Origin of the sequence: Dactylosporangium sp. NPDC051541 (assembly GCF_044454505.1) — a bacterium.
Classification (GTDB): Bacteria; Actinomycetota; Actinomycetes; order Mycobacteriales; family Micromonosporaceae; genus Dactylosporangium.
In genome coordinates this window covers 1-22,645 of record NZ_JBITDU010000022.1, presented here as the reverse complement: position 1 = coordinate 22,645, position 22,645 = coordinate 1, and the positions used below count along the sequence as shown (strand labels likewise).

Annotated in this window: 21 protein-coding genes; 9 read left to right on the top strand and 12 right to left on the bottom strand. The window is 71.0% G+C overall.

The window, feature by feature from the left end; genetic code table 11:
• Positions 1–11: 11 nt before the first annotated feature.
• Genes ACIA8L_RS50175 through ACIA8L_RS50160 form a run of 4 tightly spaced genes read right to left on the bottom strand, consistent with a single transcriptional unit; the run spans position 12 to position 3,715 of the window.
• Entirely contained in the window at positions 12–1,010 is a 999-nt protein-coding gene (locus ACIA8L_RS50175) for a glycoside hydrolase family 5 protein (RefSeq protein WP_395916419.1), read from the bottom strand.
• Between the two features lie 37 nt (positions 1,011–1,047).
• Positions 1,048–2,001 carry an ROK family protein gene (locus ACIA8L_RS50170; protein WP_395916417.1) on the bottom strand — a complete coding sequence of 318 codons (954 nt, stop codon included), beginning with the start codon at positions 1,999–2,001 and terminating at the stop codon, positions 1,048–1,050.
• Complete coding sequence (locus ACIA8L_RS50165; protein ID WP_395916416.1) at positions 1,998–2,864, bottom strand: carbohydrate ABC transporter permease; 867 nt, start codon at positions 2,862–2,864, stop codon at positions 1,998–2,000. The genes ACIA8L_RS50170 and ACIA8L_RS50165 overlap by 4 nt, the downstream gene beginning before the upstream one ends.
• On the bottom strand, positions 2,861–3,715 hold the full coding sequence (locus ACIA8L_RS50160; protein ID WP_395916414.1) for a carbohydrate ABC transporter permease: 855 nt from the start codon (positions 3,713–3,715) through the stop codon (positions 2,861–2,863). The genes ACIA8L_RS50165 and ACIA8L_RS50160 overlap by 4 nt, the downstream gene beginning before the upstream one ends.
• Positions 3,716–4,050: 335 nt before the next feature.
• Between ACIA8L_RS50160 and ACIA8L_RS50155 the strand changes: the two genes are divergently transcribed.
• On the top strand, positions 4,051–5,112 hold the full coding sequence (locus tag ACIA8L_RS50155) for a LacI family DNA-binding transcriptional regulator (RefSeq protein ID WP_395916412.1): 1,062 nt from the start codon (positions 4,051–4,053) through the stop codon (positions 5,110–5,112).
• A 7-nt stretch (positions 5,113–5,119) separates the two neighbouring features.
• Here the strand turns inward: ACIA8L_RS50155 and ACIA8L_RS50150 are convergent, their stop codons facing one another.
• Positions 5,120–6,943, bottom strand: a complete 1,824-nt coding sequence (locus ACIA8L_RS50150; protein ID WP_395916410.1) for a cellulase family glycosylhydrolase — start codon at positions 6,941–6,943, stop codon at positions 5,120–5,122.
• A gap of 325 nt (positions 6,944–7,268) precedes the next feature.
• On the opposite strand from ACIA8L_RS50150, the gene ACIA8L_RS50145 reads away from it, so the two are divergent.
• Positions 7,269–9,374: a LacI family DNA-binding transcriptional regulator gene (locus ACIA8L_RS50145; RefSeq protein WP_395916408.1), complete on the top strand. Its 2,106-nt coding sequence runs from the start codon at positions 7,269–7,271 to the stop codon at positions 9,372–9,374.
• 15 nt (positions 9,375–9,389) lie between these two features.
• Here the strand turns inward: ACIA8L_RS50145 and ACIA8L_RS50140 are convergent, their stop codons facing one another.
• From ACIA8L_RS50140 to ACIA8L_RS50110, 7 genes are all read right to left on the bottom strand, one after another.
• On the bottom strand, positions 9,390–10,319 hold the full coding sequence (locus tag ACIA8L_RS50140; protein ID WP_395916407.1) for a zinc-binding alcohol dehydrogenase family protein: 930 nt from the start codon (positions 10,317–10,319) through the stop codon (positions 9,390–9,392).
• On the bottom strand, positions 10,316–10,813 hold the full coding sequence (locus ACIA8L_RS50135) for a flavin reductase family protein (RefSeq protein WP_395916406.1): 498 nt from the start codon (positions 10,811–10,813) through the stop codon (positions 10,316–10,318). The genes ACIA8L_RS50140 and ACIA8L_RS50135 overlap by 4 nt, the downstream gene beginning before the upstream one ends.
• A 52-nt stretch (positions 10,814–10,865) precedes the next feature.
• The gene (locus ACIA8L_RS50130; protein WP_395916405.1) at positions 10,866–12,131 is read right to left on the bottom strand and encodes an MFS transporter; all 1,266 of its coding nucleotides are present in this window, start codon (positions 12,129–12,131) and stop codon (positions 10,866–10,868) included.
• A gap of 111 nt (positions 12,132–12,242) precedes the next feature.
• Complete coding sequence (locus ACIA8L_RS50125; protein ID WP_395916404.1) at positions 12,243–13,469, bottom strand: cytochrome P450; 1,227 nt, start codon at positions 13,467–13,469, stop codon at positions 12,243–12,245.
• Positions 13,469–14,197: a VOC family protein gene (locus tag ACIA8L_RS50120; RefSeq protein WP_395916403.1), complete on the bottom strand. Its 729-nt coding sequence runs from the start codon at positions 14,195–14,197 to the stop codon at positions 13,469–13,471. The genes ACIA8L_RS50125 and ACIA8L_RS50120 overlap by 1 nt, the downstream gene beginning before the upstream one ends.
• Positions 14,197–15,429, bottom strand: coding sequence for a cytochrome P450 (locus tag ACIA8L_RS50115; protein ID WP_395916401.1), 1,233 nt, complete (start codon positions 15,427–15,429; stop codon positions 14,197–14,199). The genes ACIA8L_RS50120 and ACIA8L_RS50115 overlap by 1 nt, the downstream gene beginning before the upstream one ends.
• Before the next feature lie 121 nt (positions 15,430–15,550).
• Positions 15,551–16,204: a TetR family transcriptional regulator gene (locus tag ACIA8L_RS50110; RefSeq protein ID WP_395916400.1), complete on the bottom strand. Its 654-nt coding sequence runs from the start codon at positions 16,202–16,204 to the stop codon at positions 15,551–15,553.
• A gap of 102 nt (positions 16,205–16,306) precedes the next feature.
• Between ACIA8L_RS50110 and ACIA8L_RS50105 the strand changes: the two genes are divergently transcribed.
• The 7 genes from ACIA8L_RS50105 to ACIA8L_RS50075 all read left to right on the top strand — a co-directional run bounded on the left by ACIA8L_RS50105 (position 16,307) and on the right by ACIA8L_RS50075 (position 22,605).
• Complete coding sequence (locus tag ACIA8L_RS50105; RefSeq protein ID WP_395916398.1) at positions 16,307–17,305, top strand: amidohydrolase family protein; 999 nt, start codon at positions 16,307–16,309, stop codon at positions 17,303–17,305.
• 3 nt (positions 17,306–17,308) lie between these two features.
• Positions 17,309–18,775, top strand: a complete 1,467-nt coding sequence (locus ACIA8L_RS50100; RefSeq protein WP_395916396.1) for an LLM class flavin-dependent oxidoreductase — start codon at positions 17,309–17,311, stop codon at positions 18,773–18,775.
• Positions 18,776–18,884: 109 nt separating this feature from the next.
• Positions 18,885–19,811: a LysR family transcriptional regulator gene (locus tag ACIA8L_RS50095; RefSeq protein WP_395916394.1), complete on the top strand. Its 927-nt coding sequence runs from the start codon at positions 18,885–18,887 to the stop codon at positions 19,809–19,811.
• Positions 19,812–19,959: 148 nt separating this feature from the next.
• Positions 19,960–20,415, top strand: coding sequence for a nuclear transport factor 2 family protein (locus tag ACIA8L_RS50090; RefSeq protein WP_395916393.1), 456 nt, complete (start codon positions 19,960–19,962; stop codon positions 20,413–20,415).
• A gap of 59 nt (positions 20,416–20,474) precedes the next feature.
• A complete protein-coding gene (locus tag ACIA8L_RS50085; RefSeq protein ID WP_395916392.1) occupies positions 20,475–21,575 on the top strand; it encodes an LLM class flavin-dependent oxidoreductase in 1,101 nt (366 codons plus the stop codon).
• Positions 21,572–22,093 carry an NADPH-dependent FMN reductase gene (locus tag ACIA8L_RS50080; protein ID WP_395916390.1) on the top strand — a complete coding sequence of 174 codons (522 nt, stop codon included), beginning with the start codon at positions 21,572–21,574 and terminating at the stop codon, positions 22,091–22,093. The genes ACIA8L_RS50085 and ACIA8L_RS50080 overlap by 4 nt, the downstream gene beginning before the upstream one ends.
• Complete coding sequence (locus ACIA8L_RS50075; RefSeq protein WP_395916388.1) at positions 22,090–22,605, top strand: FAD-dependent oxidoreductase; 516 nt, start codon at positions 22,090–22,092, stop codon at positions 22,603–22,605. The genes ACIA8L_RS50080 and ACIA8L_RS50075 overlap by 4 nt, the downstream gene beginning before the upstream one ends.
• Positions 22,606–22,645 lie beyond the last annotated feature (40 nt).

Genomic DNA, 22,645 nt, shown 5'->3' with positions numbered 1-22,645 from the left:
GGGTGTGCGTGTCAGGTCAGGGGCCCGCGCATGAGCTCGAGCAGGTTGCGGTCGACGAGGAAGCCGTCGCGCTGTTCGAACACGGCGCCGGGGCGGCGGTGTCCGACGATGCCGAAGGGCCCGGCGAACTCCCACAGGGCGAATCCCCAGCCGAACTCGGCGAAGACGGTGAACAGATCGGCGAACCACGCCCGGGCGACCTCGTCCGGGGTGTACTCGTAGCAGCCGAACTCGCCGACGTGGACCGGGACGCCGAGCGCCTCCAGGTCGCGCCACGGCTGGTAGAACTCGCGCAGGCCGGAGACGTCCCAGCGCCGGCCGTCGTAGTCGGCCGGATACCGCGGCGGGCCGAACGACCGGCTCGGCGGCCACCACTCGGCGCGGTAGTGCGACACCGTCATCGGCTGGTAGCCGCGGACGCTCTGGGTCAGTGAGCCGGCCCGCCGGCTCAGGTCGGCGAGCTCAGGCATCGCCAGGTTGCCGCCGTCGAGTCCGTCGATGACGAGTGCACGCTGCGGGTCGATCGCGCTGATGGCGCCGACCGTGGTACGGATGACCGCCTCGTGCGCCGCCCGGGTGAAGCCGCGCAGGCCCAGGGCCGGCGGCTCGTTGACGAGGTCGAAGCTGAGCTCGGCGGCCGGGATGCCCTGATAGCGGCGGGCGAAGCGCTCCCAGGTGGCCACGAACGCACGCTGGGCCGCCTCGTCCGCCCACAGGTTGTACGGCTCCGTCTCCCAGCCGGTGATGACGTACCCGGGCGCCCGGTGCAGGTTGAGCGACAGGTGCAGACCACGCGCCCGGCACGCCGCGAGAATGTCGTCGATGCGCTGCAGGACCGCCTCGTCGGTCCGGTGCGGATCACCGCCGACGCTCCACAGGCGATAGTCGGTCGGCAGGCGGATGAAGTTGAAACCCCATGCCGCGACCGCGTCCAGCAGCCGCTCGTCGGGACCGTGGGCGCCCTGCCCGAGCTGGTACATCCATTGCACGTTGAACCCGTAATGCGGCATCACGCGGACTCCTGGCACTGAACCGGACGGGGGACGATCAGCGGACGCGCCGTGGCGGCCCGTCATGCGGCCGCCGGTCGGCGGCAGTGCGGGGCATCGTGCAGGCCAACGCGACCGCCCCGATCACACCGGAGTCGTCGCCCAGGTCCGGCGACACCAGGAAATCATCGATCCCGGCACTGACCTCGTGCAGCGCCAGCGCGCCGGCGAGCCGGCCCACCGTCGCGGCCCGGACGGCGTCCAGCAGCCCGGGAAGCTTCAGCACACCGCCGCCGAGGATGATGCGTCGGGGCATGAGCAGGTACACCACCGAGGCGACGAGCTGCGCGAGGTAGAAGGCCTCGAACTCGACGACCTCGCGATGCTGCGCCGCGGACAGCGTGGTCGCCGGCCGGTCGGCGCGCTCCTCGATCGCCGGGCCGCTCGCGAGGCCTTCCAGGCAGTCGCCGTGGTACGGGCAGACCCCGGCCAGCGGGTCGCCGGGGTGCCGGCGGACGTGCAGATGGCCCATCTCCGGATGCAGCAGACCGTGCAACGGCCGGCCGCCGACGACCGCACCCCCGCCGATGCCCGTGCCGACGGTGATGTACACCAGGTCGTCGTGCCCGCGACCAGCGCCCCAGCGGTGCTCGCCGACGGCGGCTCCGTTGACGTCCGTGTCGAGCGCGACCGGCACGCCGAGACCCTGCGTCAACGTACCCACCAAATCCGTGTCTTTCCATCCGGGCTTGGACGTCGTCGTGATGTGCCCGAACGACGCCGATCCGGGCGCGAGGTCGAGCGGGCCGAAAGATGCCACGCCCAGCGCCGTGATGTCGTGGCCGGCGGCCCGCTGCGCGGTGAAGTAGTGCACCACACCGTCAAGCGTCTCGGACGGGGTTGTGGTCGGGATGGTGATGCGGTGCCGCAGGCTCGCCGAGCCGTCACCGATACCGCACACGACCTTCGTGCCGCCGGCTTCGACGCCCCCGTACAGCCGCGCCGCGCTCACTTCGTCGCTCCGGCGGTGAAGCCGTTGTAGATGAAGCGCTGCAGCGCGATGAAGACGATGAGGGTCGGGATGATGACGAGGATGACGCCGGCCGAGATGACCTCCCACTGGGCGCCGAAGGGTCCCTTGAAGCGGAACAGGGACGTCGAGATCACGCCCAGGTCCTGCGACGGCATGTACAGGAACGGGATGTAGAACTCGTTGTAGATCGCGATGCCCTTGATGATGACGACGGTGGCGATCGCCGGCTTGAGCAGTGGCAGGATCACCTTGCGGTAGATGGTGAACGGACCGGCACCCTCCATCGCCGCGGCCTCGTCCATCTCCCGGGGTATGCCTCGCAGGAACTGCTGGAAGATGTAGATCGAGATGATGTCGGTGCCGAGGAACAGCACGATGGCCGACCAGCGGGTGTCGTACAGCTGCAGCGCGTCGACCACCTTGAACGTCGCCACCTGGGTGGTCACGCCCGGCACCAGGGTCGCGAGCAGGAACATGGTGACGACCAAGCCCCGCAGCCGGAAGGTGAACCGGTCGATCGCGTAGGCCGCCATCGACCCGATGAGCACGGTGCCGACCAGCGAGATCACGAGGATCACCGACGTGTTGACGAAGCCGCGCAGCATGTTGCCTTTGGTGAAGGCGGTGACGTAGTTGTCAAGGTCGAAGTGGTGCGGCAGGTCGAAAGGGCCCGTCGTCGCGTACTCGTCGTGGGTCTTGAGCGAGGCGATGACGAGGACGAGGGGCGGCAGCAGCACGACGATGGAGGCGCCCACGAGCGAGAGGTACTTGCCGAGCACGGCGAGCCGGCTCATTGCTCCGTAACCGTCCTGGGCCGTGTTCCGCTGCGCGTACACCGTCATGACAGGTTCACTTTCTCGTCCGGCGCGACGCGGCGCTGCAGCCAGGTCACGAGCAGGATGATGACCAGCAGCACGACCGCCATCGCGGAGGCCAGGCCGACCTTGTAGTACTTGAACGCCATGTCCACGGTCTGGATGACGAAGGTCTCGCTCTCGTTGGCGCCGCCGGTCATGATGAACGGGATCTCGAACACCGACAGCGAGCCAGAGATGGCGAGAATGAACGACAGCCCGACGATCGGCCGGATGCCGGGCAGGATGATGTGCCGGAACTCGTCCCACCGCGTCGCGCCGTCGAGCTCGGCCGCCTCGTACAGGTGTGCCGGTATCGACTGGATCGCGCCCAGGAACAACACGAAGTTGAGTCCGAGGTACCGCCAGATCGACGTGCCGGCGAGCGAGTAGTTCACGACCCCGGGGTCCCCGAGCCACTGCTGCTGCGCACCGCCGAGTCCCACCGCGTTGAGCGCCGAGTCGAGCGTCCCGCCGGGCTGGAAGAAGAACAGGAAGATCATGCCGATCGCGACGCCGTTGACGAGGTACGGAAAGAAGATGATGCCCTTGAACAGGTTGCGGAAGCGCGTGTTGAAGCTGAGCACGGTGGCGAAGTACAGCGCCAGCAGGATCTGCACCACCGAGGCGCCGATGTAGTAGAGGCTCACCTTGAGCACGCCGAACAGCTCCGGCCGGGTGAAGATCTCGACGTAATTGCCGAGGCCCACGAACTGCCGCGACGGGCTCAACCCGTCCCAGTCGGTCACGCTGTACCAGAACATGTTCACCACCGGCACATAGGTGAACAGCACGAGGAAGCCGAGCGCGGCGACCAGGAACAGGTACGGCGTGATCACCCGACGCCGGCTACCGGAGCGGCGCGGGCGTGGCCGGACGTGCGCCGTCACGCCTTGATCACGTCCGGAGTGCGCGGACGGAAGTCTCGTGCGAGTGGCCATCTCAGGTAACGCCTTCCAACTGCGCGCTGGGTCGCCGGTGCGGCGAACTGGCGGTTGAACGAACTGAACCGGATAAGTTCGCCACAACTTATGGCGGCACACGGCCGCTGTCAATGGATCGGCCGGAGCAGACGAAGTTACTGTTGGGCAACGATCGTGGAGCTGTGGCCCTAGGGCGACGCAACTTCGACAGGCATACTGAACCGGTTAATCTTCAACGAGGAGGAACGCCCGTGGACAAGCGGCCCACGATCGCCGACATCGCCCGGGAGGCCGGCGTCTCCAAAGGCGCCGTCTCCTACGCGCTGAACGGCCAGCCCGGCGTCTCGGCCAGCACCCGCGAGCGGATCCTGGCGATCGCCGAGCGGGTCGGCTTCAAGCCCAACCTGGCCGCCCGCGCGCTCTCCGGTGCCAGCGCCAACGCCATCGGGCTCGTGCTGTGCCGGCCCGCCCGTGTTCTCGGCGTGGAACCGTTCTTCATGGAGCTCATCGCCGGCATCGAGCTCGAGCTGTCCGCCCGCTCCTACGGCCTGACCCTGCAGGTCGTCCCGGACCACGCGAGCGAGATCGCGGTGTACGAGCGCTGGTGTGCGGAGCGGCGGGTCGACGGGGTCCTGCTGGTCGACGTGTACCGCGAGGACACGCGGTTCGAGGCCGTCCGGCGGTTACAGCTGCCGGCGACGGCCATCGCGGGGCCGGGCGAGTTCGACGGGGTGCCGGCGGTGTGGTCGGATGACGCCGCGGCGATCGGCGAGGCGGTCGAGTACCTCTTCGCCCTGGGACACCGCACGATCGCCCGCGTCGGCGGGCTGCCCCACCTGCTGCACACCGCCATCCGCACCGGCGCGTTCGAGTCGGTGTGCCGCCGCCTCGGTGTCGAGCATGCCGTCACGGTGCCGTCGGACTACACCGGCGAGGCCGGCGGCCGCGCCACCCGGCGCCTGCTCAGCGCCGACCGCCGCCCGACGGCCATCATCTACGACAACGACGTCATGGCGGTCGCCGGTCTGGCGGTCGCGCACGAGATGGGCGTCGCCGTGCCGGCCGACCTGTCGCTCGTGGCCTGGGACGACTCCATGCTGTGCGGGGTGCTCCATCCGCCGCTGACGGCACTGTCGCGAGATCTCGTCGCGTACGGCGCGAACGCGGCCCGCACGCTGCTGACGGTCATCGCGGAGGGCCGGGCGGAGGATCTGCAGGATGTCACCGCGCATCTGGTCACGCGCGGCAGCACCGCCCGGACCGGCACGCCGATCGGCGCGTCCGCCCCGGTGGACGGGGCGGCCGCGCCGTGAGCCGGGACTACTGCGCCCGGAGGTTGTCGACGTCGTAGGCGCCGCCGCCGGAGAACCACAGCCAGATCGCGCGCACGTCGGCGAGCGCCGTACCGTCGCACGACATCTGGGTGGTCAGGTCGACTTCGACGGTGGTGGTCGTACCGGCGTTGACGTAGCCGAAGGCGGACTGGCACCACGTGTAGGTGTCCCCGGTCTGCACCGCGATGCTGGTCGAGGTGCCAGCCGCGGCCGTCCTCAGGTCGTAGCGCAGCACCGCCTTGGCGGACAGGTCGACCGGCTGCGGCAGTGTCGCCACGCCGAACCAGCCGCCGTCGGCCGCGGTGACACCCAGTCCAGCGGCGCCCTGCGTATGGAACTGCGTCGTCGCGGCGACGGTGCCGGCGTTCGTCTGCCAGCTCGCCGGGCCCCATCCTTCGGTGCCGTTCTCGAAGCCGGCGATGAGGACCGCGTCGCCCGGCCGGGGGCGGACGGTGACCTCGATGCGGGCGGTGTTGGACAACCGGCCGGCCTCGTCGCGGATCGTGTAGGTGGTGGACGCCTTGCCCTGGAAGCCGGCGGCCGGAGTGAACGTCACCGCGCCCGTGGCCGCGTTCAGCGCGAAGGTGCCGCCGCTGGTCGACGTGGCGCCGAGGCGGATCGTGGAGGGCTTCACCCTGGTGCGGTACGCGATGTCGTTCGCAGCCGGCAGCAACGTGACCGCCGCATCCCGGAGGGTCTGCGCGGCGTCGTCGTCGGCGACCGGCGGGCGGGACCGCTGGCCGTTGCGCAGCTCGTCGCCCGCGTTGGCGATGGTGGTGCAGACGGGGCCGGGGCAGTACACCGTGAAGCCGTCATAGTCCGGGTAGTTATTGCCGTCGTCCTGCACCCCGGAGAGGATCCAGTACAGGAACCCGTCGAAGTTGTCCCGCACCGCCTCGTCGAGCCACGCCTTGTAGGTCAGGTTCCGCGTCGCCTTGTCCTTGATCCCGAACTCGCCCAGCATGATCGGCTTGTGGACCCGGTCGGCGATCTGCGCGTGCGTGCGGATCCACTGGGTGCCCCAGGCCGCGTCCTTGCCCCAGCCGTCCGGGTACAGGTGGAACGAGGCCAGATCGACGCCGGGCAGCGCGGCCAGGGCGGCCGAATCGACGCCGTCGGCGCAGTTGATCGTCCAGTCGGAGCTGGTCCGGTCGGTGCACAGGAAGCCCTCGTCGCCGACGCCGACGAGATGGTTGCGGTCGACGCCGTGCATGAACCGCGTCATGTCATCGGCCCAGCCGACCAGCGTGCGGTCAGTGCAAATCGCGGATCTCGGTAGTTGTCCCGACCCGCCGCAGCGGGGCTCATTCGCCAGCTCCCACGCCAGGATCGTCGGATCGTTCTTGTACTGCACCCCGGTGAGCGAGTTCGTCCGGTTCAGCACGTGCGCGACCCAGTCCTGGTACCAGCCCCGGATCACCACATCGGTGTAGAAGTCGTCGTGGTGGGTGCCGCCCCGCCACTTGACGTACTGGTCCATGCCGCCGAAGTCGCTCCAGTTGTTCGTCAGCGGGATGACCAGCCGCAGTCCCTTGTCGTGCGCGGCCTTGATGACGTAGTCCAGGCGCTGCAGGCCGTCCGGGCCGTCGTTGGCGACCGGTTTCGTGCCGTCGAACGACAGGAACGACACACCGTTCTGCCCGGACTCCATGAAGCCCCACGTCCGCAGCACGTTGAAGCCGGCCGCGGCCGCATCACCCAGGACGTCATCGACCATCCTCGGCGACTGGTAATGCAGGTAATAGTTGTTCGACCCGGCAAAGCGGAAGGCCTTGCCGTCGAGTCGCAGATCGGCGCCATGCCGGGTCACGAAGCCGATGGGGCGAGCCGCGGCGGACGCCACGCTCCCACTCCCCACCAGCGCGAAGCCGACGAAAGCGGCACACAACCGCACGAGGTGTCGTCGCATCGTTGCCTTTCCGGTGCAGATGGTCAGCCCGGGGGTCGAAGGCGGGAGCCCGCGGAGCGCTGACGACCAATGGCAAGATTCACGTAACCGGTTAAGTTAACCACACCGTACGAGGTGTCCTCTTGGTCGTCAAGGCGACGCTGAACTGCTTAAAGTTACGCACTTGCACGCCTCTTTCTTGACTTATACGGTTAACCACGCCTCTTCGTTCGCTGGAGCTGCCGCAATGAAGCGACCGACCATCTTCGACATCGCGCGGCGCGCGGACGTGTCGATCGCCGCCGTCTCCTTCGCGCTGAACGGCCGCGGAGGCGTGTCGGCGGAGACGCGCCGCCGCGTGCTGAGCATCGCCGCGGAGCTCGGGTGGCGCCCCAGTCACCAGGCTCGCGGCCTGGCGACCCGGCGTTCGTCCACCGCGGGACTGGTGGTGCTGGCGACGCCCAACCAGCTCGCCGGCGCCTCGGCGTTCGGCGCGTTCGTCGAGGGTGTCCAGGCCCGTCTCGGTGCGGACGGGACCGAGACCATGCTGCGCGTGCTGCCCGCACCGCAGGACGCGGCGGACCTCGTCGCGAAGTGGCGAAGCGAACAGCGCATCGACGGCGTCATCGTCGGTGAACTGGCCGGTCGCTGCGGTCCGGAGCTCGCCGCCGCGGTCCACCGCCAGCCGGACCTGCCGGCCGTCGTCGTCGGTGTCGCGGCCGGGGCCGAGCACGACAGCCAATGGTCCACGTGCCGGCATCTGGTGTGGGACGAGGCGCAGTGCGTCCGGCTCGCGGTCTATCATCTGGCGGAGCTCGGCCACCGGCACATCGTCCGCTGTGCCGGGCCGCGTGAGCGGCGGTACACCACGCTTCGCAACACCGCGTTCCGCACGGCCGTCCAGGAGCTCGGGCTGCCACACCCCGTCATCGCCTCCACCGGTCCCACCGCCGAGCATGTCCGGGCCGCGGTCGAGCGTCTGCTCACCGCGCCGGTGCCGCCCACGGCCATCCTGTTCGACGATCCGCTGCAGGCGGCGGCCGGGCTCGACGCCATACGCGAGCTCGGCATCGCCGTCCCGGCGGAGCTGTCCGTCATGTGCATCGGCGAGGACAGCCACACCCATCTGCTGCAGCCTCCGCTGACCGCGGTCACCCGCGGCGACTACGAGCTCGGCCGGCGCGCCGCCGAGGCGCTGCTGGGGCTGATCGACGCCGGTGACGCCGAGCGTCCGGCCGCCCCGCCGCCGCGAGTCCACATCCGCAGCAGCGCGACGCCACCCCGCGGCCACCAGCCCCCGTCACCCGCGCGGACCGCCGCGGATTCCGGACCCGTTGCCGGTCCGCCGAGCCGCGGGGTTCGCATGCGCGACATCGCCGCAGCCGCGGGGGTGTCACGGGTGGCCGTCTCCTATGCGCTCAACGGCCAGCCCGGGGTGTCGGCCCGCACCCGCGGCCGCATCCAGCAGCTCGCGGCCGCGGCCGGATTCGTCGCCAACGCCACGTCGATCCAGCTGCACGGCCGGTCCACGCACTGCATCGGCCTGATCGTGCCCCGATCCGCGGCCGCGGGCACGACCTTCCGCCGCCAGGAACTCCTGCTCGGCGGGGTCGAGGAGGTGCTCGCGCCGGACGGCTGGACGCTGGCGTTGTACTCGGCCGCCGATGTCGCCGAGGCCGCCGCGATCAGCACGGAGTGGCACGTCCGCGGACGTGTCGACGGTGTGCTCGTGGTGGCCGACGGCAACGACGTTGCGACGCTCGCGGCCGTGGAGGCACCGATGGTGGTCGTCGGCCCGCGCAGTGATGACCACCGGCTGCTGTCCGTCTCCGTCGACGACCACGCCGCCAGCCGGCAGATGATCGGACACCTCGTCGAGCTCGGTCACCGCAATGCCGCCTGGGTCCCGGGGCTGCAGCGTCCGGGGGCCGGCGTCGCCCGGACGGCACTGGCCGCGAGGCTCGGCCTGCACGTCACCACGCCCGGGCGACGGCTGCGCCCCCTCGGGCCGGCCGAGTGCGCGCGCCTGGTGCGCTCGGCGCTGATCGGCCGTCCCCGTCCGACCGTCCTGTTGTGCGGCGACGACCTGGCGGCCATCCGCGCGGCCGCGATCGCCCGCGAGGTCGGGTTGAACGTCCCCGACGACCTGTCCATCGTGGCCTGGAGCGACGGCTCAATGCTGGCCGCGGGCGCGTTGTCGATCACCGCCATCGACCGCGACGAGCGGGAGCAAGGCGCCGCGGCGGCTCGCACACTGCTCGCGGTGCTCGACCACCACTCGGCCGCGAACGAGCTGCTCGAGGCGACACTGGCGATCCGGCGCAGTTCGGTGCCGCCGCGGCCGACACCGTGAGCATGGGCAACCGGTTCAGGGTTTTCCCATGCGCACGCTGACCTTGCCGGGCGTGCCGGCCCGCACCGCCCGCAAGGCCGCCGGAAGATCGGCGAACGCGAATGTGTCGGTTCTCGGCACGGCGAGCCGGCCGGCCGCCACGTCCTGCGCCAAATCGTTCAGCACACCCAGATCCGGGCGGCCCAGCACCGAGCGGACGTCGACGTCGGGCCGGCCGGCGTCGGCCGGGCCGGCGTGCAGCAGCGACACCAACCGCCCGCCCGGCACCACGCAGCCGGCGGCCCGTCGGACCTCCCCGCCCAGATGCAGCACCACGTCGTACCGCAGGTCACGGCCGGCCGGTGCCTCGGTCAGGACGTCATGGACGCCGAGGTCGCGCAGATGAGCGGCGCCCCGCTCGGTGCGGGTAACCGCCGTGACGCGCGCGCCAGCCCGCGCCAGCAGCTGCACGGCGTACGAGCCGACCCCACCGGAGGCACCGACCACGAGGGCCGCCCAACCCGGCCGGGGGCGCATCGCCGTGACGGCCCGGACCGCCGCCACCGCAGCCGTCGCGAGCGCGCCGCCGTCCTGCATACCGATCGGGTCCGGCAGCGCCGCCATCCAGGTCGCCTCGTCCGGGGCCGCGGCCGGCACGGTGAGCTGTTCGCAGAACGCGCCGTCACCGACGTACGGCCGGGCGGTCATGCCGAACACGCGATCGCCGGCCGCGAAGCGCCGCACGCCGGCGCCGGCCGCGGTGACGACCCCGGCGAAGTCCCTTCCGAGGATGACCGGATAGCGGTGCTCGAGGGACCGCAGCCGGCCGTCGAGCACGGCCAGGTCGAAGGCGTTGACCGACGAGGCCTCGACCCGGACGGTGACCTCGTCGTCGGCCGGCGGTACCGCCGCGACCTCGGCGAAGACGGGCGTGCTGCGCGCCGCGGGCAGCACGAACGCCCTCACGCCGACTCCGGGCGAAGGTGGCGGTAGCGGCTGCGGAAGTACAGCAGCGGCTCGGCCTGTGCGCTGTTCTCGTGCAGCCGCTCCACCCGGCCCAGGACGATCTCGTGGTCGCCGCCGTCATACACCGCTTCCAGGACGCACTCGATGTGGGCGACGGCGTCGCGCAGCAGCGGCGCGCCGCGGTGCCCGGCGGTCCACGCGATGCCCGCGAACTTATCGCCGCGGCGGGTGGCGAACGCGTGGCTGACCGCCTGCTGGTGAGCGCCGAGGATGTTGACGGCGAACGACCCCGCCGACCGCACTCGCGGCCAGCTCGTCGACGTCCGGCTCACGCTGAAGACCACCAGCGGCGGGTCCAGGGAGAGGGAGGTGAAGGACTGACAGGTCAGACCGGTCGGCCCGGCGCCGTCGGTCGCGGTGACGACGACGATGCCGCTGCAGAAGTTGGACAGGACCCGGCGGAAGGTGGCCGGGTCAGGTGTCGGTGTCGTCATGGTCGTTGACATCTCCAGGCTCCAATCAGCGTTGACTGCCGTGCGGTCGCGATCAGCGGGCGCCCTTGACGGCCAGCACACTGGCTCCGCTGAGCACGGCGAAGACCGCGCCGGCTATGAACAGGGCCGTGTAGTTGCCACCGGCGCCGACGGCCAGCAGCAGCGGTGCGATCGCCGGCGCCAGCGACTGGGGCAGCGTGTTGGCGACGTTGATGACGCCGAGGTCCTTCGCCGCGTCCTCGTGCCGGTTCGGCAGTACGTCGGCGACCAGGGCCAGGTCGACCGCGAAGTAGGTGCCCTGGCCCAGCCCCGTGAACACCATGGCGAGCAGGTACTGCTGCTCGTCCGCCGCGACGGCCAGGATCAGCAGTCCCACCGCGGTGACCGCGGCGGCCAGGCACACGAAGATGCGACGGCGACCGAAGCGGTCGGACAGCCAGCCCGTCAGGTTGCTGCTGAGTACCACCGACACGGTCTGGACGAGCACGCCGATGCCGACCATCCGGGTCACGTCGTCGCCGCTGAGCTGCAGGCGGTCCTGCAGGTAGTACACCTGGTAGTTGAGCACCGACGCGATCGCCATGAAGATCATGAACCGGCTGACCCAGGCCCAGGCGAAGTCCGGGTATCGCCGCGGGTTGACCCAGAAGCTGCGCAGCAGGTCGCCGAGGCGCAGTGGCGGCCGGTCGGCCGGGTCCAGCCGCCGGTCCCGCAGCTGGGTGAACAGCACGACAGCGGCCAGGACGGCGACGAAGCCGGGAACCGTGAACATGAGCAGCGGGCGGTTGGACAGACCGCCGGCGATCCCGGTGGCGACGATCGCCGCGAGGGCCTGGCCCACGCCCAGCGTGCCCGACACCATGCCGCGCCGGTGGGGCGGCACCTGGTCGGGCAGCACCGGCATCAACCCGGCCAGCAGTCCGTTGTAGCCGAGCTGCACGATGCACCAGCCGACGAGCACGCCGGGGACGGAGGAGGCTTCGGCGACGACCGCCAGGCCGGCCACGCCGACGATCGAGCTGGCCAGGATCCAGGGGCGGCGCATGCCGAACCGCGAGGTCGTGCGGTCGCTCAGCCGCCCGCAGAGGGGGTTGGCGAGGAGCCCGAGCAGGGCGCCGGCTCCGAGCACGAGCGAGAGGCTCCGCTCCTTGTGAGCCGGATCGATGTGCTCGATGTGTAGTTGCAGCGACACGATGATCGGGGCGAGCAGCGCGACCCAGAGTCCGAAATTGGCGAACGCGTAGGCGAACAGGAACCGGGCGCCAACCTTGAGCCGGGCGGGCGCGTCCGCGGTAGGCGGATCGATGATGGCCGACATGGCAAACCCTTTCGGGCCGGGGGTGTGTGGCGGCAATGTCTCAGCCGGGCGCCGAGACCGGGAAATGGATGGCTCGTATGGCGGGGATCGGCGGGCTGGATGACCAATCGCTCATGCAGCCGTCGGCCAGCGCACCGGCAGACGGCTGAGCCCGTAGTGGAATCCCGGGATTCGGTGCTCTTCGCGGTCGGCGAGCTCGAGGCCCGGCAGTCGGTCGAGCAGCGTCTCCAGGGCGATCCGGGATTCGAGGCGGGCCAGGGGTGCGCCGATGCAGAAGTGGATGCCCTGCCCGAAGGTGACGGACCGGTTCAGATCCGGCCGCGCCGGGTCGAACTCGTCGGGTCGCTCGAACACGGCCTCATCCCGGTTGGCGGACGGGAAGAACAGCAGCACGAGGCTGTCCTTGCGCACCGGGCAGCCGGCGACGGCGGTGTCCTCGGCCGCCGTCCGGGGCAGACCCTTGATCGGCGGGACCAGGCGCAGCGTCTCCTCGACCGTGTTGGGCAGCAGACCTCGATCCGCCTCGAGCGCCGCATAGCGCTCCGGGACGCTGAGCAGCAGGTACATCAGGTTGCCGAGGAAGTGCGTCGTGGTCTCGTTGCCGCCGATGAGCAGCTGGCAGACCACGGCGGCGACTTCGAGGTCGGTGAGGGCCGGCGCGTCGTCGACGCGGGCGTGGACGAGCTCGGAGAGCAGGTCGTCACGGGGGTGTACGCGCCGCTGGGCGATGAGCTCAGCGAGCACGTCGGCCAGCTCGGCCTGGCGGAGGGCCCGCTCGATGCGGTGCGGCTCGGACAGGAACGGCAGGCCGAGGTCGAAGGACTCATCGGTCCACTGCTTGATCCGGGCGACGTCCGGTGGCAGTCCGAGGATCCGGGTGATGACCAGGATCGGCAGCGGCACGGCGAAGTCGGCGACCAGGTCCGCCTGTCCCCGCTCCGCAATCGCGTCGACGAGCTGGCCGGCGATCTCGCGGATCATCGGTTCGCGGCGCGCGATCGCCCGGGCGCTCAGCGCGCCGGTCGCCAGCCGGCGGATGCGGCTGTGCCCCGGTGGGTCGTTGTTGAGCAAGGCCGGATGGTCGAACGGGTAGCCGTTGGGCAGACGGTCGCGCACCGCGTCGGGCACGGTGGCCAGGCTGCTGCGGGAGGAGAACTGCTCGACGGACCGCACGACGTCGACGACGTCGGCATGCCTGGTGACGAGGAACGCGAACCCGCCGGCACCGTAGCCGGGCGGCTCCTCGCGCAGCCGGGCCCAACCGGCCTGCGGGCACTGGGTCTCGTCGGGCGACAGCGGATCGTAGGAGGCGGCGAACGGCTGCCCACTCGAGCTCATCATGACTCCTCTCGGGTCGTGAGCAGCTCGACGAGGCCGAAGACGGCGCCGGCGGGATCGGCCAGGATCGCGCGCCGTCCGGCTGTCCGCTCCAGACACGTGCCTCCAAGACGGACTGCCGCATCGGTACTGGCGGCCACGTCCTGGGCCCCGAAGTAGGGCAGCCAGCCGGCCGGAACCCCGTCCCGGACGGGTCGCACCGGTGGTGCCGTGCCGTCGTCCGGCCAGCCGAACAGCTCCGCGTAGAAGCGCGCCGCGCTCGCCGGCTCGACCGTGGTGAGCTCGGTTGCGGCGACGGCTCCCGGCTCGTGCAGGAGCGACGCCCCGATGCTGTCGCCCGCCCGCCACAGCGCGAAGCCGTGTCCGGCCGGATCGTTGAGCATCGCGAGGCCGCCGACCTGGCCGCCGTCCGGGCTGAGCACGTCGATCGGGCCGAAGATGCCGGCACCGCCGAGGCCGGTCCCCCGGGCGACCGCGGCCGGCAGGTCGGTGACGGTCAGGTAGCTGTCCCAGTGGGGGGCGACGGCCTCCGCCGGCAGCTCGTTGATGGAGGCGGTCGTCTCGCCGTCGCGCCGACAGATCGTGAAGACGTGACCGGGACCGACGAGAAGCTCCTCGTAGGACCAGCCGAGCAGTTCGCCGTAGAACGCCCGGGCCACGTGCCGGTCGGGGCAGACGAGCCCGGCGAAGCTGAAGGTTCCCGGTGCGTGAGCGGTGTACCGCGGCATCAGACCACCCGCCACGTCGACCACAGGGCTCCCGGCGCTCGGAAACCGAAGCCCGTGAACGACCACGGCCGGGCCGGGTCGAGGGCCAGGTCCGGCAGCTCACGCAGCAGGCCGAGCAGGCCGGCTCGGATCACCGCCCGCCCGAAGGACGCGCCGGCGCACATGTGCAGACCGCCACCGAAGGCCAGCGGGGCGAACCGCCCGGTGAGGTCGCGGTCCGGACGGAAGTGCGCGGCGTCGGCGCCAAAAACGGCCGGATCGTGGTTGGCGCCCTGCAGGGACAGGTTGACCCACTGGTCCGCGGCGATCGACACCCCGCCCAGCGTGGTGTCGACGGCGGTGTAGCGGCTGATCGCCTGCACCGGCGGGCACCAGCGCAGGCCTTCCTCGATGGCGTCGCCGAGGCCGTCGTCCGGGTCGTTGAGCAACCGCGACCGCACGTCGGGCGCGGTCAGGATGCCGGCGAGCACCGAGCTGCCGGCGTGGCCGGGCTCCTGTTCACCGGCCCCGATGAGGATCTTGATAGTGGGCAGGATGTCCGCCGCCCGTTCCTCGAGCGTGGCGCCGGCGGCCATCGCCAGCAGGTGGGCGACGAGGCCGTTGTCGGGGTGTTCCTCCAGCTCGCGCATCCGGGGCAGCAGCGTCGCGTCGATCTCCTCCGAGGTCGCGCGGGCCTGCTCGGCGGTGCCCTCGTCGTGCATGAAGTTGGCGGCGCCGAGGGCGAGGCTGTGGTACCACCGGCGCAACGTCGCCTCGCCGAGGTCGTTGGCGCCCAGGAGCCCGGCGAAGCAGCGTACGGCGACGGGTTCCCAGAAGTCGGCGACCAGGTCCGCGGCACCGCGATCCCGGAGAGCGGCGATGGCCTCGGCGACGACGGGCGCGATGATGCGGGCGGTGTGCCGGCCGATAGCGGCCGGTTTCAGGGTGGGGGCCATCGCCCGGCGGTACCGCCGGTGATGTTCGCCGTCGTCGACGAGGACGTTGCGGCCGGACAGGTAGGTGATGTGGTCGAGCATCCGGCTGCCGAACTCGCCCGGACGCGACAGGGCGTCCAGGACTTCCGCGTGGCCGGTCACCCACCACGACCGCATCGCGGGCACGTAGACGACTGGAGACTGGGCCCGCAGCCGGGCGAGCGCGGCCGGCGGGTCGGCCAGCATGTCCATCGGGTCGACATCGGCGGTGTATTCGGCCGATGTCGTCGCGGGTATCGATTGTCGTGGGGCGGTCACGAGTGCCTGCTCATGTGGGGCCTCCGCGTCGGGGCAGGGACGATGCCCTGCGTGCCGGTAACATACTGACTCGTCAGTCAGTTGTAAAGGCGATGGCATTCGCCTCCGCGGAGCGGCTGGGTCAGTGCGCGAGTTCGGGCAGCGCGTCCACGAAACGGCGGAACGCCGCGTGCGTGTCCAGCTGCGGCTGCAGCAGCCACGCCTTCTGCAGGCCGTTGATCGTGGCCGCCACGAGCGTCACCAGGCGCTCGAGGTCGGCGTCGCGTGGCAGGTCGCCGCGCGACTGGCAGATGCGCAGCCGGGTGAGGATCTCCCCGCGGACCAGGGCCGTCCGGCTTCGCACGTAGTCGGCGGCCGCCTCGTTCCCGGCCAGCGCCTCGCCCTCGAGGACGTGGATCAGCTGCAGCGGGATGCGGGCGTCGTCGCCGCCACCGAGGAAGGCACCCAGCTCGCGGACGGGGCCGAGCGGACCATCGCTGACCGCGGCTTGCGCCCGGTGCTCGGCCCAGACGCGCTCCTGCTCGAGCACCGCCCGGAACAACGCCTCCTTCGAGGCGAAATGGTGCAGGATGCCCGGCCGGGTCAGGCCGACCAGCCGCGCCACCGCGTCCAGCGTGGTCTGGGCATAACCACGCTCGGCGAAGGCCGTGGCGGCCGCACGGACGATCGCGGCCTTGAGCTCGGCACTCTCGGCGATCTGGCGCTCGGACCGGTTGCGCGGGCGGCGCTGGGTCCCGAGCGAGGCGGCTACTGACGGTTCAGTCGGTTGTCCCATGGTGCCGATCGTAAGCCAGCCCTTTCCAGTCATTGACTGACTGACGAGTCAGTCGTTAACTTGCGCACATCGTTGTCGCCCAGTCACCTCGTTGGAGCAGCCTTGCGAATCGACGTCCATGCCCACTACTGGGCCAGCGCCTACATCGACCTCCTGGTGGAGCTCGGCCGGCGGGATCTGGCATTCGCCGGCCGCCAGGTCGACGACCTTGATCAGCGCGTCGCCGAGATGGACGCCGTCGGTGTCGACGTGCAGATCCTCAGCGCGATCGGGCTGAACACGGAAGTGCCCGATGTATCCGGTGCGCGCCGCGCCGCGGCCGGCATCAACAACATCTACGCCGGCGTCGTGGCCCGCTACGGCGGCCGCTTCGCCGCGTTCGGCAGCGTGCCGCTGCCACACGTCGACGAGGCGATCGCCGAATCGGACCGGGCGCTCGGCGAGCTGGGGTTCGCCGGGATCGCCCTGCCCTGCACGGTCGACGGACGTCCGCTGGACGACCCGGCGTTCGAGCCGTTCTGGGAGAACCTGGACCGCCACAACGCCGTCGTCTACATCCACCCCGTCGGCAGCAACTCGGCCGGCCACCCCGGGCTCGCCGACTGGGGCCTGCACACCGCCTACGGCAGCCCGCTGCAGCTGGCCACCGCCGCCACCCGGATGGTCTTCTCGGGGCTCACCTTCCGCCACCCGGGCCTGCGGTTCGTCTTCGCCGTCTGCGGCGGCATCCTGCCCTACCTCTGGCCCCGCCTGGAACGCAACCTGCGGCGGGCGTTCGACCACTCCGCCGACCGGGCCGTCGGCGCCGGATACTTCGACTGGGTCCGCGACCTGCCGCTCGACCCGGCCGACCCGATGAGTGCCTTCCGCCGCTTCTGGTACGACTCGAGCGTCCAGGAGACGCCGATCACCATGCAGCTCGTCCAGGAGACCTTCGGCGTCGACCGGCTCCTGCTCGGCAGCGACGCGATCTTCGCCTCGCTCACCGAAGCCGTCGGCTACCTCGAGGCCTCGCCGTACCTCAGCGTGGAGGACAAGCGCGCGGTGCTCGACCACAACGCCCAGCAGCTGCTGCAGCTACCCGTCCCGGCGAGAGGCTGACCGTTGTACGTCTCCGTCTTCATGGGCCCGTTCTCGATGAGTGCCCAGCAGGACCTGCCCAACATCGAGCTGTGCCTGCGGCAGGCTGAAGCGGCCGCCGCGGCCGGCTTTGCCATGGTCACGTTCGGCGAGCAGCACTTCAACAACTACGAGCCGTACTGCAACCCGTTCCTGATGGCCGCCCGGCTGGCGCCGAACCTCGGCGAGACCTGGTTCGGCACCACCATCGTCCCGCTCGTGCTGCACCACCCGTTCCGCCTGGCCGAGGACAGCAGCGTCGTCGACCTGCTGCTGCGCGGCCGGTTCATCATGGGCATGTCCGCGGGCCGCGTCGGCTTCTCCCCCGACTTCCAGAACTTCGGCCTCGATCCGGCCCGCCGCCACGAGATCTTCGAGAGCAAGCTGGACCTGCTCCAGCGCGCCTACGCACACGCACCCGGCGACCAGCCCATCGTCATGGACACCGAATGGGACCGCGGCGAGCTCAACGGCCGGCTCATGCCCGTCTCGTGGCGGGCCGGCGGGCCGCTGCTCGCGGTCGGCACCAATACCGACGCCACGATCGAAACCACCGCGGGACGCGGGCTCGCGGTCTTCCTCGGCCCCTGTCTGCGGTTCGAGGCGGCCGCCAAACTGGCGCGATACCGCCGGGTCCTCGCCGACGCCGGCCACGACCCCGACACGATCGAGACGATGGCCGCCCGCTGCCTGGTGACCAGGCACGTGATTGTCGACCGGACGGATGACGAAGCCTGGCAGCGCGCGGAGGTGATGGCCGGCCGCAACCCGCTGATGGATCGCAGCACCGACACGCGATCGCTTCGCGAGCTCGCGCAGGTGGACCTGTCCTCCCCCGACGCCGTCCGCGACCCGGCCAACCGCAACGCCGTGCACGTCCAGTCCTGGATCCTGGCCGGTACCCCCGACAGCGTCACCGCCCAGCTGCGCGCCTACGCCGACGCCGGGGTGCCGCAGGTCCTGACCCGATTCACCGTCGGCGCCTACGACCCGCAGCGCATCGCCGACTCGTTCCAGCTCTTCGTCGACGAGGTCCTGCCGAACCTCGACGCCCAGCGCTTCCCCGCCCCGACCGGCAACGAGATCCGCGCCGAACATCGTCCGGCCGACGACCGTCCCGCCGACATCAACGTGACCGACCGAAAGGACAATCCCATGAGCGCCAGCGGCACCTGGAACGCGACCATCGACACCCCGATCGGCAAGCAGCAGGTCGTGCTGCAGCTGAGCGTCGACGGCGCGGCCGTGACCGGCACCGCGACGCAGAACGGCGCCACCAATCCGCTGCTGGACGGCGCGGTCGACGGCGATGACCTCACCTGGAAGTCCGCCGTGCAGCAGCCGTTTCCGATGACCCTGACCTACAAGGTGTCCGTGAGCGGCGACGAGATGTCGGGCACCGCCCAGGCCGGGCAGTTCCCGCCGGCGCGGCTCACCGGTAAGCGCGCCTGACCCGACCCGGGATCGGGTCACCGCACCCGCGCGGCGATCCGATCCCGGCTCCCAGCGGCATTGCCGTACGGGAACCTGATGCCGGCCGAGACGCGCGCGGAGGTGCTGGTTGAAGACGGCAAGCCTGGACCTCAACCTGCTGCTGGCCCTCGACGCGCTACTCACGGAGCGGCACGTCACCCGAGCCGGCCAGCGCATCGGGCTGAGCCAGCCGGCGATGAGCGACGCCCTCGCCCGCCTGCGCCGTCACTTCGGCGACGAGCTGCTGACCCGGGTCGGCAACCGATACGAGCTCACGCCGCTGGCGTCGGGCCTGCGGGCGACCTCCGCGGCCGCGATGGAGCTCATCGAACAGACCTTCGGCGCGGCCCACGAGTTCGACCCGGCCGACTGCGACCGCGAGTTCGTGCTCATCGCCTCGGACTACGCGACCGAGATCCTCGGCGACGCGTTGATCACGCTGATCCGCCGGCAGGCGAAACGGGCGCGGCTACGCATGGAGCAGCTGCCCGCCGAAGGCGCGCTCGGCGCGATCATCGCCGAGGCCCGCCGGGTCGACGGGTTCCTGCTGCCGCGCGGCATCGCGGTGCCGGGCTTCCCCGGGGTCGACCTGTTCCGCGACGGCTGGGTGTGCCTGGCCGCCGCCGACAACCCCGCGATCGGCGACGCCCTCACGCTCGAGACCATGGCCGGCCTGCCGTGGGTACTGCACCGGCTCACCGAGCGGCGCAACCCCATCGTCGAGGGAGCCCGCGCCCGCGGCTACGACCTGGACGTCGAGCTGGTCGTGGACTGCTTCCGCCTGCTGCCCGAGCTCATCCGCGGATCGACCCGCATCGGGGTGGTGCAGCGCCGCTGGTTCGAGCAGCGATGCGACCCGACAGGGTTGCGGACCCTCGATCCGCCGTTCGAGGCCGCGCCGGTGGTGGAGGCACTGTGGTGGCATCCTGCCCTGACCGGCGACGCCTCCAATCGCTGGCTGCGCTCACTCATTGTGGCGGCGGCACGGGACTTCGCGACCCGCCGCACCGGCTGAGCGCACCGGCCCGCGACGCGCGCGCTTCGGGCATCCGCGCCATACGCGCTATACGGATTGCCGATCCTCGCGACCGGCCATTTCGGCCTGCGCGGTCTCTACGCTCGCTCTGCTCACACCCCGACGTAATCACGAATGGAGACGTCGCATGCCGGTAGCACCGGTTCCATCCGACAGCGTCGCTCAGTTGCAATGGCTCGTCGACCGGGCCGCGATCGCGCAGCTCGTCGACACGTTCGCCCGCTCGATCGACCGGCGGGACCAGCCGACGTACACCGACACGTTCACCGACGACGCCCGCCTGAGCCTGCCCTTCGGCACGTTCGAGGGGCGCGAGCAGATCGCCGCCATGCCGACCGCGCCGCCACCGATGGCCTCGCACCACGTTGCCGCCAACGTCGGCGTCCAGGTCGACGGGGACGGCGCGACGGCCCGATGGAACGTGATCGCCACGCACATCTTCAACGGCGCCGACCCGAACGGCAACGCGCAGGCCGGCGGCTGGTACGACGCCACGCTGCGCCGGACCCCGCACGGATGGCGGTTCAGCTCGGTGGCGCTCACGATCGCGTGGGCCCGCGGCACGATGATCCCGGAGGACTGATACCGATGACAGCCCGAGTTCCGGTCACCGATTCCCGCCTCCTGAACAGCCCACACCGCATGAAACTGGCCACGTTCGGCTTCAACGCCCAGGGCGGCACCACCATCACCGCCGCCGACGGCCCGCCCGACACCGACTGGGCCCAGCAGGTCCGCATCGCCCAGCTGTCGGAGGCGGCCGGCATCGAGGCGCTGCTGCCGGGCGCCCGCTGGCTCGGCTACGGGGGCAGCACGAACTTCCAGGGGCGCAGCTACGACACGTTCACCTGGGCGGCGGGCATCGCGATGGCCACTACCCGGTGCCAGGTCTTCGCGACGTTTCACCTGCCGACCGCCCACCCCGTCCGCGTGGCCAAGATGATCAGCACCATCGACCACATCTCCGGAGGCCGCTTCGGCCTCAACATCGTGGCCGGCTGGAACCTCGACGAGCTGGCGATGTTCGGCCTGAGCCAGCGCGACCACGACGAACGCTACGACTTCGGCGACGACTTCATCGCCGTCCTCGACGACCTGCTGAACCGCGACGGCTTCTTCGACCACGCCGGGCCGTACTTCAAGCTCGACCGGCTCTACAGCGAGCCCAAGCCGATCCAGTCGCCGCGCCCCGTCTACATGGCGGCCGGGCTGAGCCCGCGCGGCCGGCAGTTCGCCGCGCGCAACGCCGACATCAGCTTCGTGACCGTGCAGGACGTGGACGCCATCAGCGCGGCGATCCGCGAGACCAAGGACATGGCCCGCGGCTACGGCCGCGAGCTGCTCGCCTTCGCGCAGGTGCCGATCGTCTGCGCCGACACCGAGCGTGAGGCCCGCGAGCTCCTGCGGTACTACGTCGACGAGATGGGCGACTTCGAGGCCGCCCACAACATGGTGTCCACGCTGTTCGGCAACACCCTCAACACCAGCGGCGAGCAGCGGCCGATCCCCTCGGAAGGGCCGATGCGGGAGTTCCTGCGGATCGCGATCGCCGGGCACGGCGCCAGCCCCCTGGTCGGCACGCCGGAGCAGATCGTCGACGGCCTGCTCGCCCGGGCCGACGCCGGTATCGACGGCGCCACCCTGACCTGGCTCGACTTCGAAGCCGGCCTGGTGCAGTTCCGGGAGAAGATCCTGCCACTGATGATCCAGGCCGGCCTTCGCGTCGAGGAGCCCGCGCCATGAAGGTCCTGGCCATCGACGGATCACCCACCGGACCGGGCCGCACCGCCGCCGTCCTGAGCGCCGTACTGGCCGGCGCGGCCGAGGCCGGGGCCGAAACCGGTCTCGTCTCGCTGGGCGAGGACCCGGACATCGCCGCGGCCGACGCCTACGTGCTCGGCAGCCCGGTGCACCGCGCCTCGTTCGCCACGCCGCTCAAGGCCTTCCTGGACCGGCTGCCCCGCGGCATGTGGGGCGAGACCGAGCACCCGCTGACCGGCAAGGCAGTGGCGATCGTGCTCACCGGCGCGAGCTGGCAGCACTTCCTCGCCCTCAACGACCTGCGTTCGGTCCTGGCCGGCTTCTTCGCCGCCCATGTCCTGCCCCCTGGCCTGTACGTGCCGGGCGACGGTTTCGACCAGGCCAAGCAGCCGACCGAGGCCTTCGCGACGCTGGCCCACGGCCAGGGCGTCGCGCTCGTGGACCTGGCCCGCGCGGTCGCCGCGTCACCCGCGCTGTCGTCGGTACGGCCGCAGGCGTGAACGGCATCCGCACCGCACTCGTCGTCGGTGCGGGGCCGGCCGGGCTGACGTCGGCCCTCGCCCTGCGCCGGGCCGGCGTCGAGGTCACCGTCATCGAGCGCACGCCCGACTGGGCCGCGGTCGGCTTCGCCTTCACGCTGCAGGGCCCCGCCCTGCGGGTCCTGCAGCGGCTGGGGCTGCTCGAGGCCGTCCTGCGGGCAGGGCACGGCGGCGCGGGCCCGATGGGTCGGCCGCCGCTGCTCGGGCCGGGCTTCCCGGTTTCGGTCGGAATCAAGCGGCCGGTGTTCAACGCGGTCCTGGCCGAGGCGGGCGACATCCGGCCCCGCCTCGGCGCCGGGATCACTGCGGTCGACGGCACCGAGGTGACGCTGACCGACGGTTCCATCGACCGGTACGACCTGGTGATCGGCGCCGACGGCCTCAACTCCACGGTTCGCCGGTTGGCATTCCCGGCCGCACTAGTACTGCAACGGCGGGTCGTGTCCTACGGCGGTTCGAGTCGTTTGCGGTAATGAGCGGCTCGGGCCTGTGCTTGCCTGCGTCTACGCCATC